Genomic DNA, 18,025 nt, shown 5'->3' on the forward strand with positions numbered 1-18,025 from the left:
TTGGCTGTTTTAGCAATAAGTCCTTGTGACAAAACAGCCAAAAAGAGGCATAATCCCCTATTCGAATAAAAGCGGTACGCTGTTTACGTATTCGCTGACCTTAACCCATATAGTTGGATTTCTAACGCTATGATGCGAACTCATTACTGCGGCTCACTTACTGAAGCCCAAATCGACCAAACCGTTACATTATGCGGTTGGGTTCACCGTCGCCGTGACCACGGTGGTGTAATCTTCCTTGACATGCGCGACCGTGATGGCCTTGTTCAAGTGGTGATTGACCCTGATACTCCTGAAGCTTTCGCGACTGCTGATAAATCACGTTCAGAATTCGTATTAAAAATTACAGGCCGTGTACGTCGTCGTTACGCAGGTACTGAAAACGCGAATATGACTAGCGGTCAAATCGAAGTTCTTGGTAAAGAAATCGAAGTGCTTGCTGGTTCAGAAACTCCGCCATTCCCATTGAATGACGACAACACAAATATTTCTGAAGAAGTACGTTTGAAATATCGTTTCCTCGATATTCGTCGTCCAGAAATGTTAGAACGTCTTCGTTTCCGTTCTAAATTGACTAACCTAATTCGTAACTACTTCGAAGAAAATGGTTTCTTAGACGTTGAAACACCTATTTTAACGCGTGCGACTCCTGAAGGTGCACGTGACTACTTAGTACCAAGCCGTGTTTCTAACGGTAGCTTCTATGCGCTTCCACAATCTCCACAGCTATTCAAACAGTTGTTGATGGTGGGTGGTATTGATCGTTACTACCAAATCGCGAAATGTTTCCGTGATGAAGACTTACGTGCTGACCGTCAGCCTGAATTCACACAAATCGACGTTGAAACATCGTTCATGAGTGACGATGACATCATGGATTTAATGGAACGTTTAACGGTTAAGATGTTCAAAGAACTTCTAAACGTTCAGTTCGACAAGTTCCCACGTATGACGTATGCAGATGCAATGCGTGACTATGCATCTGATAAACCTGACTTACGTATTCCTTTGAAATTGGTTGACGTTGCAGACATGATGCAAGACGTTGAGTTCAAAGTATTCGCAGGTCCTGCTAAAGATCCTAAAGGCCGTATTGTTGCGCTTCGCGTACCAGGTGCTGGCGCGCTTCCACGTAGCCAAATTGACGAATACACTAAATTCGTTGGCATTTATGGCGCGAAAGGTTTGGCTTACATCAAAGTCAACGAACTTGAAAAAGGTATTGAAGGTCTTCAATCTCCAATCGTTAAATTCATCGAGCCAATCGTACTTGATCTATTGAAACGTGTTGGCGCTGAAAATGGCGATATCGTATTCTTCGGTGCAGATAAAGCGAAAATCGTAAACGATGCGATGGGTGCTTTACGTATTAAAGTCGGTCACGACATGAAACTTGCAACTTGCGAGTGGGCGCCACTTTGGGTTGTTGACTTCCCAATGTTCGAAGAAACTGATGACGGTAAATGGACGTCTGTTCATCACCCATTCACGCTGCCAAAATCAAGCGTTGAAGAAGTGAAGAACAACCCAGGTGCTGCACTTTCTGTTGCTTACGATATGGTATTGAACGGTACTGAAATCGGTGGTGGTTCATTACGTATCTTCAATCTAGAAATGCAAAAAGCGATCTTTGAAGCGCTTGGTATTTCTGAAGAAGAAGCAGAAGAGAAATTCAGCTTCTTGCTTAACGCCTTGAAATTCGGTGCGCCTCCTCACGGTGGTTTAGCATTCGGTCTTGACCGTTTAGTGATGTTGATGACTGGTGCATCTTCTATCCGTGACGTGATTGCATTCCCGAAAACTAAGACTGCGGAATGTCCTTTAACCCAAGCGCCTGCGCCAGTTGAAGCGAACCAATTACGTGACTTAGGTATTCGCTTACGTGAAAAACCAAAAGCTGAAGAATCTAAATAATCTTACATTTTAAGATTTAGATTTTAAGTTTCAAAAAACCCTGCGCTATGCAGGGTTTTTTTATTTCAACCTATAAAAAGTGGTAGAAAACCTACAAAACATAAATTAAAGATTTGATTGACTTTGCTAATATCAAAACGCTTCAAGTACGTTATGATGTTGCACTACATCCTTTGAGCAATGGACAGCTCAATTTTCCACTTCCGATTATTTTGTTTTTAGATTCAGATCTTTTTGTACTTTTCATTGAATAAGTCCGGTCTCTTGGCAAAATTTATTTTATTCCATGCTGTCAATTTTGAGACCTTGTGATCCATGTACTTTATATTCAAAATCATCGCGCTATTGCCACTTTGGCTGTTACAAAACTTGGCTTTGATGATCGCGTTTATTCTTGACCTGTTTAACTCATCAATCAAACGTATCACTAGCATCAATATTCAACTGGCCTACCCAGACTTGTCCGAGACAGCGCAGAGACAGCTCATCAATCAAAGTATCCGCAGCCAATGCCTGACCTATATTGAATTTATTAAATGTTGGGGGATGCCGCCAAGTTATAGCCTGAGCTTATTGAAAAACATTTATGGTGAAAATATCCTCACGGAAGCACTTGCGAATAAAAAAGGTGTGATCGTTGTGATTCCGCATTTTGGCTGCTGGGAATTACTCAATGCATGGCTGAACCTGTATACAGAACCGATGATTATGTATAAACCGAATAAAAATAAAGGGATCAATCGTTATCTGTTAGAAGCACGAGAAAAGTTTAACGCAACACTCGTTCCTACAGATGAAACAGGGATCCGTGCCATTTTTAAACATTTGAAACAAGGTGGCCTAACAGTCATTTTACCAGACCATTTACCTAAGCCTTCTGGTGGCATTTATTCCCATTTTTTTGGGCAAAATACCCTAACTGTGACTTTGGTGTCGAAACTCGCTGCAAAAACACAATGTAATGTGATTGGTTTGAGCTGTATCCGCAACGATGATCTATCTAGTTTTGATTTACATTGCACAAATCTCTCAGATGACATTTTGTCTAGAGATTTACAGCTCTCTGTAGATACACTCAATATTGCGATGCAAGATATAATCAATCAAGCACCTGAACAATATATCTGGTCTTATAAGCGCTTTAGACATTGTTTAGGGAACATCAACGTCTATCGTCAATAAAATTATTGGCACTACCGTCAAAACCTTACATCTCATTGTTGAGCAAGATTGCATAGATTCACCTTATTCAATTGAGATCGATTATCGACAGTGGCATAATAGCCTCAATTTCCACTTTAAGTGATTCTCCTATGGCTATGCGTCCTGAAGTCCGTCGTCGTGCAATCGTGTTGATTGTTTTTTCTGTCGTACAATGGTTGTTCATGCGCTACATTTTAGCCAATGAATTATTCAACTTAACCACCTATAACCGAATCGTTTTATTCTGTGTCAGCAGCCTTGCAGGTGCATTATTAATCTTTGTCGGTTTGATTTATATGGTGTTGAAAGGTAATGCGGATAAAAACTAATAAATAAAAGTAAGCACATGATATGAAAAAAATTTTATTTATAGTAGATGATTTAGGTAAAGGTGGTGCTGAAAAAATTACTCTCGCGCTTGCGCATACTCTAGCAAAAAGCAAGCATTTAGTAACTCTTGCTGTTTTAAACTCGAGTAGAAATACACTAATAGTTGACCCATCTATCGAATATATTGACTTAAATATTGATACAAAATTTGCATTTGGTAAGCTTTGGAAGTTTAAAGAACTTTCGACAAAAGAGCTGCAAAATTTTTCATCATTAATAAATAAGAGAAATTTTGATTTAATAATTATTGGTTTTCATAATGGATATTACCTAGGCAAATACTTAACCCAAAAAGAAAACATCTGGTATTGGATTCATGGAGATCTTTTAGAGATTAGAAGATTTAACAATCCTTTAAAACAAATCAAAGAGTATTTTCGTTTTTTTAGAAATAAAAGAAAGTTTTCTAAATTATTTAAGAATAAAAACCTAATTACAGTAAACCGTGACTTAGAATATAAAGCAAAGATTCATACACAACCAAATTCAACTATCACTATTGCAAATGGTGTAGAATTACCTAATGATCTTATAGGTCGATCTAAATTTACTAAAAAGAAATGGGATGTAATTTTTGTTGGGCGCTTAGTTCAAATTAAGCAAGTAGACCATGCCATTAAAGCATTTGCTATGAGTAATCTCACGGGAAGAATGGCCATTGTTGGAGATGGGCCTGAATGCCAGAAACTCAAAGACCTAGCAAAACAACTTAATATTTCCGATAGAATAGATTTTCTTGGATGGGTAGATGAACCACATCAACTAATGTTACAAAGCAAGAGTCTTGTTATGTGCTCTTTATACGAAGGTAGTCCAGTAACATTAGCCGAAGCAATTGCTCTTGGTATTCCTGTTATTAGTTATGACTCTTCAGCTGGTATTACAGATTTATTTACTCTTGATACTGCAAAATTTGGATTAGTTCCTAAACAAAATATTCAAGCTTTAAGTGATGCATTGGAAAAATGTGTAGCAGACCCTTATATATATAATAATGAATGTATAGAAAAAGTATGCATACAGAATATGGAAATACAAATTTTAAATTTAGTTTCCAAAGAAAATAAATGACCTTCATTTAAAGTTAAGATTAATGTGTCTATTAATTTCAGATAGCTAACTTTAATTCTGATTCAATAGTGCCAAAACAACACAACCAAACATTAAATTCTATTAAAAAATTAGATCAAAATATATGACAAATTAAAAATAAATATATATGATTAGTTATTAAATTTAAAAGAGTACACTTTTATGCTTATTAATTCCAATGAAAAAAAATTAAATAGTAATACTCAAATTTCAAAATCAGACAAATTCAATCTATTAATCATTGACGATACATTTCCCTCTCCTAAAAGTGGATTTAGATATATAGAGTTCACCACATACTTACAGGAATTTAAAAAATCTGTAATAATAACTTCTGGAAAAAATATTGAGTCACTTGATAAAAAATCAGCAGCTATTATTGTACAAGAATATAAGGAAAAATTTCCAAATCTTAGTCATAAAGTAATACTTGAAAGCAAAAAAATACATATTAAGAGCACTGATCTGGTCTATCTCACTTTTTTAAATAACACATTCGCAATTTTACCTAAAATTGAGTCCGCTAAAGCTCCATTTGTATTTACTCTTTATCCAGGTGGAGGATTTTTACTAAACGATCCTATATGTGACCATAAGCTCAAACGAATCTTTAGTTCCCCTTGTTTTAAAAAAGTAATAGTAACCCAGCAAGTAACTTATGATTATATTTTAAATAAAGGAATGTGTTCTAAAGAAAAAATTCAAATGATCTTTGGAGTTGTAATGCCTGAGATATCCAAAACAGATTTATTTACTAAAAAACATTATTGGGGATTTGATAAGAATCGCATGGATATCTGTTTTATGGCGCACAGATATACTCCGTATGGAAAAGATAAAGGATATGATATTTTTATAGATGTTGCCACTATACTGCATCAACGATATAAGAATATCTACTTTCATGTTATAGGGTCTTTTGATTCTAAAATTATTAATGTTGATACATTAGGTGACCATATCAAATTTCATGGTTCATTAGATCCAGAAGATTTTGACAATTTATTCAAAACTATTGATATAATTTTATCCCCCAATATTAGTGGTCAAATTTCTCCAGGATCATTTGATGGCTTCCCCACTGCTAGTTGTATTGAAGCTGCTTTACGCGGTAGTGCTATCTTTGCTCACGATGAATTTAACTCCGCAGAAAACTATTTTACTAACGAGAAAGATATTGTATTAATTAAATATGACACCAATGATATTATTGATAAAATTATTTTTTATTATAACCACCCCGCTGCCCTAAAAGAAATAGGAAAAAATGGCGCACACCGCGTCAAAGAACTGTACAGCTTAGAAACGCAAATGGATCCACGAGTTAACTTATTACACAAATTAGCGTACACTGAAGAACCATTAAAAAATATATTTTTTAAAATTTTTAAACTAAATATTCAATGGAAATTACATTCAATTCTAAATATCTTTAAAAAGCACATATAAAACTAATGCCTGTTGGTATTTTGGTGTATAAAAATAGTAAACTCAATTATTAAATCAAAATCACTACCATCGGTGCTTCCTACAATGCTGAATGAACAATTCTAGTCTAATTTAATCGAATTTATTATTTCAGATAAAGCAGCTCATGATAGTAAAGTTACTCATATTTTAGACAAGCAATTGGATTTAGATGAAACAGATAAAAACTATGATTCCTGAGCATTAAGTGTAAAAAAGGATTAAATCCAACAAACCAAAGAAATCAAATACGAAATCTATCAATAATCATATGACCTAGTTTTTATATACAATCAGATATTTAGCTGATAATATAGTTTCCGTTTGAAGTCATTTAGCTGAGTTCTTCACGGATTAATAAACTAAAGTAAAATTTTAAAATCACAGTTGCCTTTATAAAAATTCAGCATACACTAACTAACAACAGTCATCTATAACATAAACTTCATTTTAAACAATAAAAATTTAAAGCTATAAACCTCATAAAGTTTACCTTATACTTTAGACATCCTAGTTATCATCAATAACACTGAATCAATACACAAATAGTTTAAAAATCACCGTAATTTCCAAATAATAATTTTTGGTAAAAAAACAAGTAAGTAAAAAAATATTTGACGCATAGTAAATATTTTTAGCGAAACTGATTTCTTAATCAACAAACAATAAATATTATAATCACTTCCAGTTTTATAAAAATATCTTGCATAACGAAAAGTATATTTCGCATACACTGCATTCAACCTTTTTCTCTCCTCACAACTCAACTCTTCAGAGAGCTTTTTATCATATGCCCTCATTATACCCAGAGGCAAAATTGGGTTTATTTTTTTACCAATATTACTAATCCCAACATCTACACGATATGCACCCAACTCTTCATCCAAGTGATAAATAAACCCTTTTCTAGCCTGCTCAATATGAATTTCAATATCTAATGCTTTAGGATGCAAACTATCAAAATAATCAAATATAAAATCATTGCGAAACATTTTTGATGAATGTGCAAAAAAAGGTAAATTTAGATATAAATAATCTAAATTAAATTTGCCTTTTTGATGAGTCCATTCTCGCACCTTATTTCCTTTGGCATCTATATACCGCATATCATGAGTACAGATAACACTATCTGGGTTGGATTCCATAACATCAAATTGACGTTGCAATTTACCTGGTAGAGCTAAATCATCTCCATCAAGGTGATATATATATTTGCCTTTAGCCTTTTTATATACAGATTTAATATTTTCTATTGGGCCTATATTTACTTTATGAAATATAGGAACAACAATATTAGGATATTTTATTAAAAATCCTTCTATTATTTTTCTAGTTGAATCAGTAGAGCAATCATCCCCAACAATCACTTCATACTGAAAATTTGTATTTTGATTTAGAATACTTTGTAAAGTCTGCTCTAGAAATTTTTCTTGATTATAGGTAACAATACAGACTGAAACCAATATATTCATACTAAATCGATCTCTCTTTTTTTAGTTCTATTTCCAGCATAAGTAAATCTCTTTTTCTATCTTTAATTTTTTTTGCTGGTGTACCCATATAAACACCAAACTCTTTACAATTTTTATTTACTAAACTTAATGCACCAACAGCAACACCTGTTTCTAAAGTAACACCAGGCAAAATCACACATCCAGATCCAACAATTACATGCTTTCCGATTATAACATCTGAACTTGTAACATTTGTATATTTACTAGGCACTGTAGGATTCGTCATAAACTGACCACTGTAATCATCATTACTACTATAAATAGCTACTTTTGATGAAATATTACAGAAATCCTTTAACACTATTTTACCTGCTCCTATGAGTGAGCTATATACTGCAATATGAATATGGCTTCCTATCTCAATTCCACCTATACCAGCTGATAGTACACAAAAGTCATCAATTCTTACATTATTACCAATTATTATGTTATTACAATTATAATAAGATGCCTTATCCGAAAGTAAGCAATTTTCACCTACGTGATGAAAGCCCATGGCTTTAATTTGCTCTTCTGTTAAAAAAGCCATCTTAATTGTCCTTAATTAAATCAATAATTTTCTGTACTGAATCTAGGCTAAGATTTGGATATAGCGGCAAGCAAAGCACTCCCCCTGATAAGAGTTTCGCTTCAGGGGTGTCTGATTGATACTCCTTATAAATAGCCAAATCAGTCATTATCGGATAAAAATATTTTCTTGCAAAAATCCCATTAAGCTTTAGTTTTTCAAACAATTCATCACGTCTAAGCGGATACGGCTTAGAAATAACGATTGGGAAATAAGAGTAATTATCTTTTTCTAAACTTGGACGTTTAATACAGTGAATTCCAGATATACCTGTAAGTCCATGACGATACATGTCATCTATTTTTTGACGTGCTAATAGTGTGCGATCAATAGATTTCAATTGTAGCAAACCTAGTGCAGCATGCACTTCACTCAATTTACCATTTAAAGAAATCTCATCTATTGTATTCTCATTCACAATACCAAAATTCTTTAAACGATCAATACGTTGCTTCATTTCAGCACTATGGCAAACAATAGCCCCCCCCTCAAAAGTATTAAATACTTTTGTAGCATGAAAGCTCATTACACTTAAATCACCATAATTGAGTAAGCTTTTTCCATGATGTTTTACACCAAAGGCATGTGCCGCATCATAGATTAATTTTAAATTATGCTTAGTAGCAATATTTTGTAGTACTTCCACATCACAAGGGATGCCATAACAATGTACTGGTAAAATCGCGACCGTCTTATCAGTTATGGCTTGCTCAACTTTTACTGGGTCAATATTAGATGTTTGCGGATCAATATCAACAAAGACTGGAGTGAGTTTATTCCAAACTATCGAATGAGCTGTAGCAACAAAAGTATATGGTGTCGTAATCACCTCACCTTGTTCAAATCCAAGTGCCTGTAGCGCTGTTACCAATGCAATCGTTCCATTATTAAATAATGAAATATAATCAACGCCCAAATACTCACAAAGCTCTTTTTCCAACTGCTGATGTAATGGTCCACAGTTGGTTAAAATTTTATTTTTCCAAATTTGTTCTAAATAAGGAATAAATTCTGCAAGCTCAGGTAAAACAGGTTGAGTGACATAAATTGACTCTTGACTCATATCTCATTCACCAAAGAAATTAGATATTGCCCATAATCATTTTTACTCATGCTTTGACCAATTTCTAAAACTTGTTCTTTGCTCAGCCAACCATTATTCAAGGCAATTTCTTCCAAACACGCCACTTTATAACCCTGACGTTTTTCAATGGTTTCTACAAACTGTGCTGCCTCCAGTAAACTTGAATGTGTACCTGTATCTAACCATGCAAAACCACGTCCGAGCAATTCCACATTTAGATCACCGCGCTCTAAATACATCTGATTAACTGTGGTAATTTCTAATTCTCCACGTTCAGAAGGCTTCACTTGTTTCGCAATTTGAATCACATCATTGTCATAAAAATATAGACCTGTGACCGCAAAGTGGGATTTAGGTTGTTTAGGTTTTTCTTCTAAAGAAATTGCTCGTTTCTGCTCATCAAATTCAACCACACCAAAACGCTCAGGGTCTTTCACCTGATAGCCAAATACCGTTGCACCTTTTTGACGTGCAACGGCTTGACGTAGCATTGGGGTAAAACCTTGACCATAAAAAATGTTGTCGCCAAGCACTAAACAAACATTACTATTTCCAATAAAGCTTTCACCAATAATAAAGGCTTGTGCTAAACCATCTGGACTAGGTTGGACGGCATATTCAAGCTGAATACCAAATTGAGCACCATCACCCAATAAACGCTTAAAACCATCAATATCTTCAGGGGTACTAATAATGAGTACGTCACGAATACCCGCAAGCATCAGCACCGAAAGCGGGTAATACACCATGGGTTTATCATAAATAGGCAATAACTGCTTAGATACCCCTTTGGTAATTGGATATAAACGTGTACCTGAACCGCCCGCTAAAATAATACCTTTTGTTGTATTTGACATTATGAATTTACACCTAATCTTTCGCGTTGGTAACTGCCATCTTGCACTCGATGACACCAGTCCAAATTATTTAAATACCATTGCACCGTTTTACTGATTCCAGTTTCAAATGTTTCCGTTGGTGACCAGCCCAATTCATTTTGAATTTTTGTGGCATCAATTGCATAACGTAAATCATGCCCAGGGCGGTCTTTTACAAATGTAATCAGTGATTCATACGCTTGACCATTTGCCTGTGGTTTTAACTCATCCAAAATCTTACAAATAGTTTTGACCACTTCTATATTCTGTTTTTCATTATGACCACCAATATTATAGGTTTCACCCACTACACCCTCAGTCACCACTTTATATAAAGCGCGTGCATGATCTTCTACAAACAACCAATCCCGAATTTGTTGACCATTACCATATACAGGCAAAGGTTTAGCATCCAGTGCATTTAAGATCACCAATGGAATTAATTTTTCTGGAAAATGGTAAGGCCCATAATTATTTGAGCAATTGGTCACAATGACAGGTAAACCATAAGTTCTGTACCAAGCACGTACCAGATGATCCGAACTGGCTTTAGAGGCAGAATATGGAGAGCTTGGTGCGTATGAAGTTGTTTCTGTAAACAAATCTGTCGTGCCTTCTAAGTCACCATAAACCTCATCAGTTGAAATATGATGAAAGCGAAAGTTTTGTTGAGCTTCAGCGTCAAGCCCCATCCAATATTTTCGAGCGGCTTCTAATAAAGTATAAGTTCCCACAATATTGGTTTGAATAAATGCTGCTGGGCCATCAATTGAGCGGTCTACATGCGACTCTGCAGCCAAATGCATAATTGCATTAGGTTGAAATGCATCTATTGCAGCTGTAATTTGTTCTGTATCACAAATATCGATTTGTTTGAACTCATAGTTCGGATATTGATCGATTTCTTTTAACGATTCTAAATTACCTGCATAAGTCAACTTATCGATATTTAGAACGTGGTTGTTGGTATTTTGAATAATATGGCGGATGACAGCTGAACCAATAAATCCTGCACCGCCTGTAACTAAAATTTTCATAACCAACCCAAATAAACCATAATGACATTATTAAATATATGCAGAATCAAGAAAATCGATCAGCTTATCCGCAACTTTGCAAAATTGATATTCATTTTCAGCATCTTGGTGTCCAACCTGTGCCATTCTACTAATTTGCTCAGGGGATTCAATCAGAATAATTAGATTATTAACCAAATCTTGAATATCTCCGCATTTTGCCATTAAACCATTTTCACCTTGCCGAATAATTTGTTGGACACTAATATGATCACTCGCAACAACAGGTTTCCCCCAAGCAAAAGAATCTAATATAGCCAAGGGTTGGGTATCATTCATTGTAGGAACGAGTGCAATATCAATATCTTTATAAAACTTTCTTTTTTGTTCCCCACTAATCCAGCCTAAAAACTCTACTTCACCCTCCAAATTCAAATCTTTAACTTGCTGAAATAAAAACTCTTTCTGTTCACCATCCCCTGCAATCAACAACTTGACCCTGTATCCTTTTTGCTTTAATTGCTCCACCGCAGAAATTGCTATGTGTGTACCCTTATATTCAACCAAGCGCGTCATAATCCCTAAGACCACAGGTTCCCCAAGTTTTTTAGCAAAAGAAGGTTCATCATCTGGCAAATGTATTAAATTTGGAATAACCGCTTGTGGTTTTTTTCTCAAATCCACACCCTTCTTTTTTGCAGCATCAGCAACACACTGAGCTACATAAGGAGTAATATGAATAAATCCATCTGCGCGTAATGTCCTTTTCACATTATGACTATGATTCATCGCAATAACAGGGCATTTGATTTGTGAAAAAAACATCGCATTTTTAAATAAGTAAACAGCACGTCCACTATGAGCAATCACAACATCAGGCCGATAAGAGCGTAACCATAAAGCGAGTTTTACTGCTGCAATCAGATCATAAAACCCTGAACTATTGAGTACAAACTTTGGATAACTCTCAGATTTTAACTTTTTATTTTCATCACCATATACCAAAAAACCTTCATGCCCCTTGCTTTCTAATGCATCAAAAGTGTTCAGCATTGCTTGCCAACGCCCACCTGAAGCATCCCCATAAACTGTGTGAACTATTTTTAATTTTTTCAAGAAAAGCCTTTTTCAAATTGCGCTAACTACTGATTAGAAAACATTTTATTATTATTAACCTAAATAGGCCACCACCTAATTTAAAATAACACTCTGAATCTTGCCTTACTTCAAGGTTGCTCTGACAACAGAATAGATTTTTGCTACTATACAAAGTTGATATGTCAAACTTTCAAATCTTATGAAAAGCAAACCTAGCCTTGCTGTTCTTATTATTCATGACCAACGTGCTGGGCATTTAAACCCTAGCTTAGGAGTTTACGACAATCTAGAAACCGCTTATTCAACAACTTTATATAAAATAGTTACACCCACCTTAAAAAAGTGGCAAATCAGCCTCTTAAAAAAAATTAGTTGGTATCCGCGTTTATTCGACTTATTTGCTGCTTTATTTTTTAAAAATTTTATTTTAAATCATGATATTAACTGCATTATTTGCTCTGGAATGCCCAACCTAATCTATGGCATTTTTGTAAGCCGTAGTTTAAAAGTTCCTCTATTTTATGCAGGTGACTTACGTAAGGTAAACAGCAAACTAGTCAGCTGCACAATTACTGCACTCCCACAAAACACGCTGTCAGATCAAGTTGTACTAACAACACCACCTGTTAAAAAAGAGTTTTTTAACATGCAACATGATCAACTCGATCAAACAACAGCTTTACTCGTTTTAGGTGGGGCTACAGATGAACACCCTTTTACTTATACAGATTTTGAAAAAATCATTAATAACTTCATTCTATTTTGTAGAAACAATCAACTTAAAGGCTTAATTACCAACTCACGCCGCACACCAAATCTAAGTACATTTTTGAATAAAACCGATATTCCTAAAAATATCCAATTACATTTTATCCATACTGAAAAAGCTTTGTCTCTCATTCAGCTTATTCAACAAGCCACTTATATTTTTGTCACAGAAGATAGCACTTCTATGCTTGCTGAAACTATCCAAAGTGGACGTTTTGTCAGTTCCATATATAGCCCCAAGTCTATTTTAGAACCTTTAAATAAGAAATATATTGAAGCTCAACTCATGCAGCGACAAAAGCTTGAAGAAATCTTTCAGTATCCAAGTATTAGAAATACCCAAGATTTAAACTCATCAACCCCAATTACCCAAGCTTTTAAACGTAATTTAGGATATTAAAATGATTTCAGTCATCCTCACTCATTACAATAAAGGCCTATTACTCAATAGAACCATTGAATCACTACAACCTCAAAATGAAAATTTACACGAAATTATTGTGGTAGATGACTGTTCTACAGACCCAGAATGGTGCAAAAACAGTAAATATCTACTAGATACTTACCCTAAAATTAAAATCATTCAAAATACAGATAATAAAGGCCCAGCTGTTCGTTTAAATCAAGGTGCATTTTCTGCAACAGGTGATTATCTATTTTTTATGGATGCTGATGATGTTTTAGCACCTAATCGTCTCAATATGTTTTTAGAAGAAATGCAAAAGCAAAATGCCGATTTATGTTATGCAGAAAAAGTAAAAATTCACGATCTGAATGAAATTCAGAAGCATACTCTTGCAACATGGCAATTTAGCACCACACCTTTAAATTACGTACTTGAAAATAATATTATGCAGATGTGCGTTATGTGTACACGTGACTTATTTAAAAAATCTAAAGGTTGCAATGAAAATATATTTATTCAAGATGAATCACTAGCTTTAAACTTAGCTAAATATTCAAAAAAAATAATTTCTAGTGGCTTACATAGTGTTTTTGTTATTTTAGATGAAGCCGAAACAAAATCTATCCGTGGAGAAAACCGTCTATCTCGCCATCTAGAGCAACAACACCATGATATGTTCTTCACAATTGATGATTTTATCCAAGATTACCCAGATATTACTGAACAAAATAAAAAACTACTGATCAAAAAAGCGATTTCAACCTATTGGAAAAGTATACGCCATACACCACAGAAAAATTTTACAGACTTTCTTATTTATTTAGCTGCGCGCATTGATCCAATTCAAACGTGGGACAAACACCACATGAAACTCACTAGCTATTTCAATCAATTAAATCATGTAAGGAAAATTAATAGCAGGGAGAGCAATTAAGCTCTTTTCCCTAATTTCATCCGCAACTTCACCGCAAACATTGAGTCCTTACCACTCACTTTAATCCGTTGTAATTGCATAAAGTCGGGACTTAGGCCATCAATACCCTCTTTGGTGGTCACAGCATTGCTATAACCTGCCTGCTCTGCTAAACACACATCGCGCTCAGAATAAATACCGAAAGGATAGGCAAAACTACTCACAGACATACCAATTAATTGCTCTAATTGTTTTTTCGATTCTCTAAGTTCAAACAAGCATGCTGCATCATCCAATTTATCCAAATTGGCATGTGTCAAAGTATGCGAACCAATTTCAACAAGACCACTATGTGCCAGATACTGAACTTGCTCATCATTCAGTTTAGGTTCTCGGGCTAACTCACCGCTATTGTGATGGGCTTTTTTATAGGTTGACCAATCACGGTTATGGCGATCAACCACTACATAAATCGTCGCCTTGGCTTGGTATTTTTCTAAAATTGGATAAGCATTTTCCAAGTTATCAAAATAGCCGTCATCAAAGGTAATTGCTACCGTTTTTTTAGGATGCTGCCCCCAATTTTGTTGCAACTCATGCATTGTGACAAAATGAAAACCCTCAGCTTTCATCCAAGCCACTTGCTTCTCAAACTCTTCAGGTTTAACCCGCAACTTATTAAATTTTGCACCATCGATATGCTCAGACACCATGTGATACATTAAAATACGCGGTCTTTTCCAATCTACAGCGGGCTTCCACCAAGCATATTTATAACTCCACGCGAGTAAAATCATGAGTGTAAAAATACAAATATAAATCACAATATGGACCAAACCAAAGTTCCTTTCCAAATAGTGCCACAGTCCTCTTCATAAGAAAAGAAAAGTTCTCAAATTGAGCGAGCCGTATTGTGTATTTAAAATTCCATTAAAAAACTGAATTCTATATTGAATAGAAATCAGTTTTTAAGTCCCTTTTAAATTGAGCGCTGCCTTATTGTGAACATAAGGCTTTGGCTTCTTTAGCGTTTACTTCTATAAATTTACTAGAGCTATCCAGCGGTAAATTAATATTAATAAAAATTTGATCGTTATTTTCATTTGGATTAATAATTTTACGTCCAAATGAAGCAGCAACAATTTTACCCAATTCATAATTTGTCATATAACAATTTGAATATTGAAGATCATCTACCCATTTTTCAGCACCGTTGACCCCAAACATCAGAATTGGCACAGCAGCGGACTGCAAAATTGGAGTTCCATGTCCCCATAAACTATTCTCACCAAATAACTCACCATGATCTGATGTATAGAAAATAAGCGTTGGCTTAGAACTCACTCTTTGAGCTGAGGCTCTCAAGGCTTTAAAAAAATCATCTTGAAAATGCATTGAGTTATCATAAGTATCAACTAATTTTGAAAACTCATCTTTATTGCCTGTATAAAAATTATAAGCCTGCGGGTAGTTTTCTTCATATGCAAAATGACTATTACGCTGGTGCAGAACCATAAAATATGGCGTTTTCACTAAAGCCTCTTTCTTCTTTTCCATCAACTCTATTAATCGCATATCAGTTGTATTCTCTGGCATTTCTTTAGAGAAAACATCATGAAATTGATTAATATCTTTCATGTTTACTAAAGATGCGAGAACGCCAGATTTTTGATTAGATAGGTATAAGGTATTGCGGCCAGTCTCTTTAGCAAGCGTAAATAAATTTGTTTGCATGGATAATAACTGCTCAGCATTATCTGGTTCATAAATAACATTAAGCAAAAGTGGAACACCTATACGTGTAGAAAAACCTCGACTGATGCCATAAAAATATTTAAAACCTGATTGCCCATTAAGTGAGCTCAAAAATGGGGTGGTTTGCCTTTCATAACCATATAAGCCCAAATGTTTAAATGTAGTACTTTCACCAACGACCACAATCACATTAAAGTCTTGCACTGTATCAATATTTTCAACACTGTATTTTGAATATACTTTTTTAGCTTCAGGTTCTGAAAATAAAGATTTACTGCTTCCAATTAAAAAGCTGGAAATACAATTAATGGTATTTCTCACAACTGGGTAATGTAGATTATTTTCAAAGACTTTTCCCTTTAAGGCTGGAATCATAAGTCCCATTAAACCTAATACGGCAACCATAAAAAAGAGGTATTTTTTATATCCTGCTTCTTTATTGTTTACATATTTCAAAATATAAATAGTATTTAAAACAATCAGCAGTAAATATAGACACAGCGGAATAAGGAAAATTTTTATTCCACCAGACAATCCTCCCATAATATCGGCAAATTCATAAAAAAATTGACTAATATCATAAGGCATTAATAAACGGCCAAAATAGGTCAAAAAAACAATATTGGAACCAATAATGTAAATAATAAAGTTAGTTACAATTAAGGAAAAAGTTTTATACCCAGATAATAAACTGAGATAAAATAAAATGAAAACTAATATGTAACTTTCAACATATTTTGAGAACTCAATACTTACTACGCCATTCTTTGTTAAAAAGTATTCTGCCCCCCCAAAAAAAGCACTAAAAAAAATGTATAAAAAAAGTGAATTACACTCTTTTTATGTAGAAGCAATGTCATTCCTATCTCCGATAATGTTCTTGTATCAGGACTTGCTGCTATTTTCCTTAGATACAAATTTTGAACACCACTGTACTTAAGTTACGGCTTTTTTTCCATCATTTATTTTATTGATATTGTTCAAAAAAAGCGTAAGCGTTAGTCACTGCATTTTAGTATCTTAATTTATCTAGATGTTTATATTAAAGAATCTGTTCATTATTTGAATATTTCAACTGCAACTCGAGTTGCTTCAGCAAAATATTGTGGTTGAGCTAACTTAGACAAGGCAGTAAAATGAGTAATATACTGTTGATGAAAAAGGTGATCGACAGATGTTGTAATTCGATCATGTCTGAGTCGATCCACTTCAATTACCCCGACTTTACAACCCGCGGTGAGAGCCTCGTAAATCATTGAAACACTATCTTCAGTTACCCAAACCGCTTCAGCTTTTTGCATTTCTTCGAAAATCCAACCTTGCGGAGTGACTTCAACTGGGAAAATCTGTACTTTTTCAATATTCTTTAACTGTTTTAATTCTGCTAAAAACGCTTGTGGTGTGCGCCGTGAAGTGGTCAGAATGATTTGTGAATTTGGATTCTGCTCGACTATTTGTTCAATCGCTTGGAGTACTTTAGCCGCATTCCACTGATGGCGTTTTGACGAGCCACCCAAAGCGATCAGGATTCGACCATGCTGATGTCGCTCCTCATTCACAATAGGATTTAACGCACCCTGTGTGGTCAGTACTTTATTTGATGCCTGAATACCATCGTGCTGTGGAATTACTGCATAATCAAACCATGCAAACGGCAAGCTTGGCTTCATTAAAATAATGGTTTTGGCTTTGTTATACACTTTGCCCAACAGCCATACTCGAAAATGTGTATGGCTGCCGACGCCAAAAATATAGGTTGGCTCGTGTTCAACAGTATGAAGCTGATGGCTAAATAGCGCAGAAATAAGTGTCACTATAGGCAAATCATCAATTGAAATTTCTTGAAATGTGACTGCTTCCTGAGATTGGCGCTGCATGGCCTTAAATAAACCTAGAGCCTGTGAGCGATGTCCTGCTTTACCATCACTGACATAAACAATATGCATAGTCTCGTTCCAA

16 protein-coding genes are annotated in these 18,025 nt (G+C 34.9%); 7 read left to right on the top strand and 9 right to left on the bottom strand.

The annotated features are described in order from the left end of the window. Nucleotides 1–129: 129 nt before the first annotated feature. From aspS to FTT72_RS10210, 5 genes are all read left to right on the top strand, one after another. On the top strand, nt 130–1,914 hold the full coding sequence (gene aspS / locus FTT72_RS10190) for an aspartate--tRNA ligase (protein ID WP_180178307.1): 1,785 nt from the start codon (nt 130–132) through the stop codon (nt 1,912–1,914). A 315-nt stretch (nt 1,915–2,229) separates the two neighbouring features. Next, on the top strand, nt 2,230–3,096 hold the full coding sequence (locus tag FTT72_RS10195) for a lysophospholipid acyltransferase family protein (protein WP_180004579.1): 867 nt from the start codon (nt 2,230–2,232) through the stop codon (nt 3,094–3,096). Between the two features lie 131 nt (nt 3,097–3,227). Continuing rightward, complete coding sequence (locus FTT72_RS10200; protein ID WP_180004580.1) at nt 3,228–3,446, top strand: hypothetical protein; 219 nt, start codon at nt 3,228–3,230, stop codon at nt 3,444–3,446. Between the two features lie 22 nt (nt 3,447–3,468). Continuing rightward, nucleotides 3,469–4,578, top strand: coding sequence for a glycosyltransferase (locus tag FTT72_RS10205; protein WP_180004581.1), 1,110 nt, complete (start codon nt 3,469–3,471; stop codon nt 4,576–4,578). A gap of 183 nt (nt 4,579–4,761) precedes the next feature. Continuing rightward, on the top strand, nt 4,762–6,048 hold the full coding sequence (locus FTT72_RS10210; RefSeq protein WP_104852497.1) for a glycosyltransferase family 4 protein: 1,287 nt from the start codon (nt 4,762–4,764) through the stop codon (nt 6,046–6,048). A gap of 575 nt (nt 6,049–6,623) precedes the next feature. Here FTT72_RS10210 and FTT72_RS10215 read toward each other — a convergent pair. The 6 genes from FTT72_RS10215 to FTT72_RS10240 are packed head-to-tail and all read right to left on the bottom strand — an operon-like array spanning nt 6,624 to nt 12,242. Continuing rightward, nucleotides 6,624–7,538, bottom strand: a complete 915-nt coding sequence (locus FTT72_RS10215; protein ID WP_180004582.1) for a glycosyltransferase family 2 protein — start codon at nt 7,536–7,538, stop codon at nt 6,624–6,626. 1 nt (nt 7,539) lies between these two features. Further along, nucleotides 7,540–8,109, bottom strand: a complete 570-nt coding sequence (locus tag FTT72_RS10220) for an acyltransferase (protein WP_180004583.1) — start codon at nt 8,107–8,109, stop codon at nt 7,540–7,542. Nucleotide 8,110: 1 nt separating this feature from the next. Then, on the bottom strand, nt 8,111–9,211 hold the full coding sequence (locus FTT72_RS10225; RefSeq protein ID WP_180066668.1) for a DegT/DnrJ/EryC1/StrS aminotransferase family protein: 1,101 nt from the start codon (nt 9,209–9,211) through the stop codon (nt 8,111–8,113). Continuing rightward, the gene (rfbA, locus tag FTT72_RS10230) at nt 9,208–10,089 is read right to left on the bottom strand and encodes a glucose-1-phosphate thymidylyltransferase RfbA (RefSeq protein ID WP_180004585.1); all 882 of its coding nucleotides are present in this window, start codon (nt 10,087–10,089) and stop codon (nt 9,208–9,210) included. The genes FTT72_RS10225 and rfbA overlap by 4 nt, the downstream gene beginning before the upstream one ends. Beyond that, nucleotides 10,089–11,147: a dTDP-glucose 4,6-dehydratase gene (gene rfbB / locus FTT72_RS10235; protein ID WP_180060537.1), complete on the bottom strand. Its 1,059-nt coding sequence runs from the start codon at nt 11,145–11,147 to the stop codon at nt 10,089–10,091. The genes rfbA and rfbB overlap by 1 nt, the downstream gene beginning before the upstream one ends. A 30-nt stretch (nt 11,148–11,177) precedes the next feature. Continuing rightward, nucleotides 11,178–12,242: a glycosyltransferase family 4 protein gene (locus tag FTT72_RS10240; RefSeq protein WP_180004587.1), complete on the bottom strand. Its 1,065-nt coding sequence runs from the start codon at nt 12,240–12,242 to the stop codon at nt 11,178–11,180. 181 nt (nt 12,243–12,423) lie between these two features. On the opposite strand from FTT72_RS10240, the gene FTT72_RS10245 reads away from it, so the two are divergent. Together FTT72_RS10245 and FTT72_RS10250 are read left to right on the top strand one after the other, a co-directional pair. Continuing rightward, complete coding sequence (locus FTT72_RS10245) at nt 12,424–13,392, top strand: ELM1/GtrOC1 family putative glycosyltransferase (protein ID WP_180004588.1); 969 nt, start codon at nt 12,424–12,426, stop codon at nt 13,390–13,392. Nucleotide 13,393: 1 nt separating this feature from the next. Then, entirely contained in the window at nt 13,394–14,332 is a 939-nt protein-coding gene (locus FTT72_RS10250; RefSeq protein ID WP_180035814.1) for a glycosyltransferase family 2 protein, read from the top strand. On the opposite strand, the gene FTT72_RS10255 is transcribed toward FTT72_RS10250, so the two are convergent. The 3 genes from FTT72_RS10255 to FTT72_RS10265 form a co-directional block, all read right to left on the bottom strand. Then, entirely contained in the window at nt 14,329–15,135 is an 807-nt protein-coding gene (locus FTT72_RS10255) for a polysaccharide deacetylase family protein (protein WP_180110888.1), read from the bottom strand. The genes FTT72_RS10250 and FTT72_RS10255 overlap by 4 nt on opposite strands. A 172-nt stretch (nt 15,136–15,307) precedes the next feature. After that, nucleotides 15,308–16,654 carry a sulfatase-like hydrolase/transferase gene (locus FTT72_RS10260; protein WP_180178308.1) on the bottom strand — a complete coding sequence of 449 codons (1,347 nt, stop codon included), beginning with the start codon at nt 16,652–16,654 and terminating at the stop codon, nt 15,308–15,310. A 470-nt stretch (nt 16,655–17,124) separates the two neighbouring features. Continuing rightward, nucleotides 17,125–18,012, bottom strand: coding sequence for a mitochondrial fission ELM1 family protein (locus FTT72_RS10265; RefSeq protein ID WP_180178309.1), 888 nt, complete (start codon nt 18,010–18,012; stop codon nt 17,125–17,127). Nucleotides 18,013–18,025: the final 13 nt, after the last annotated feature.

Origin of the sequence: Acinetobacter sp. YH01005 (genome assembly GCF_013420465.1) — a bacterium.
Classification (GTDB): domain Bacteria; phylum Pseudomonadota; class Gammaproteobacteria; order Pseudomonadales; family Moraxellaceae; genus Acinetobacter; species Acinetobacter amyesii.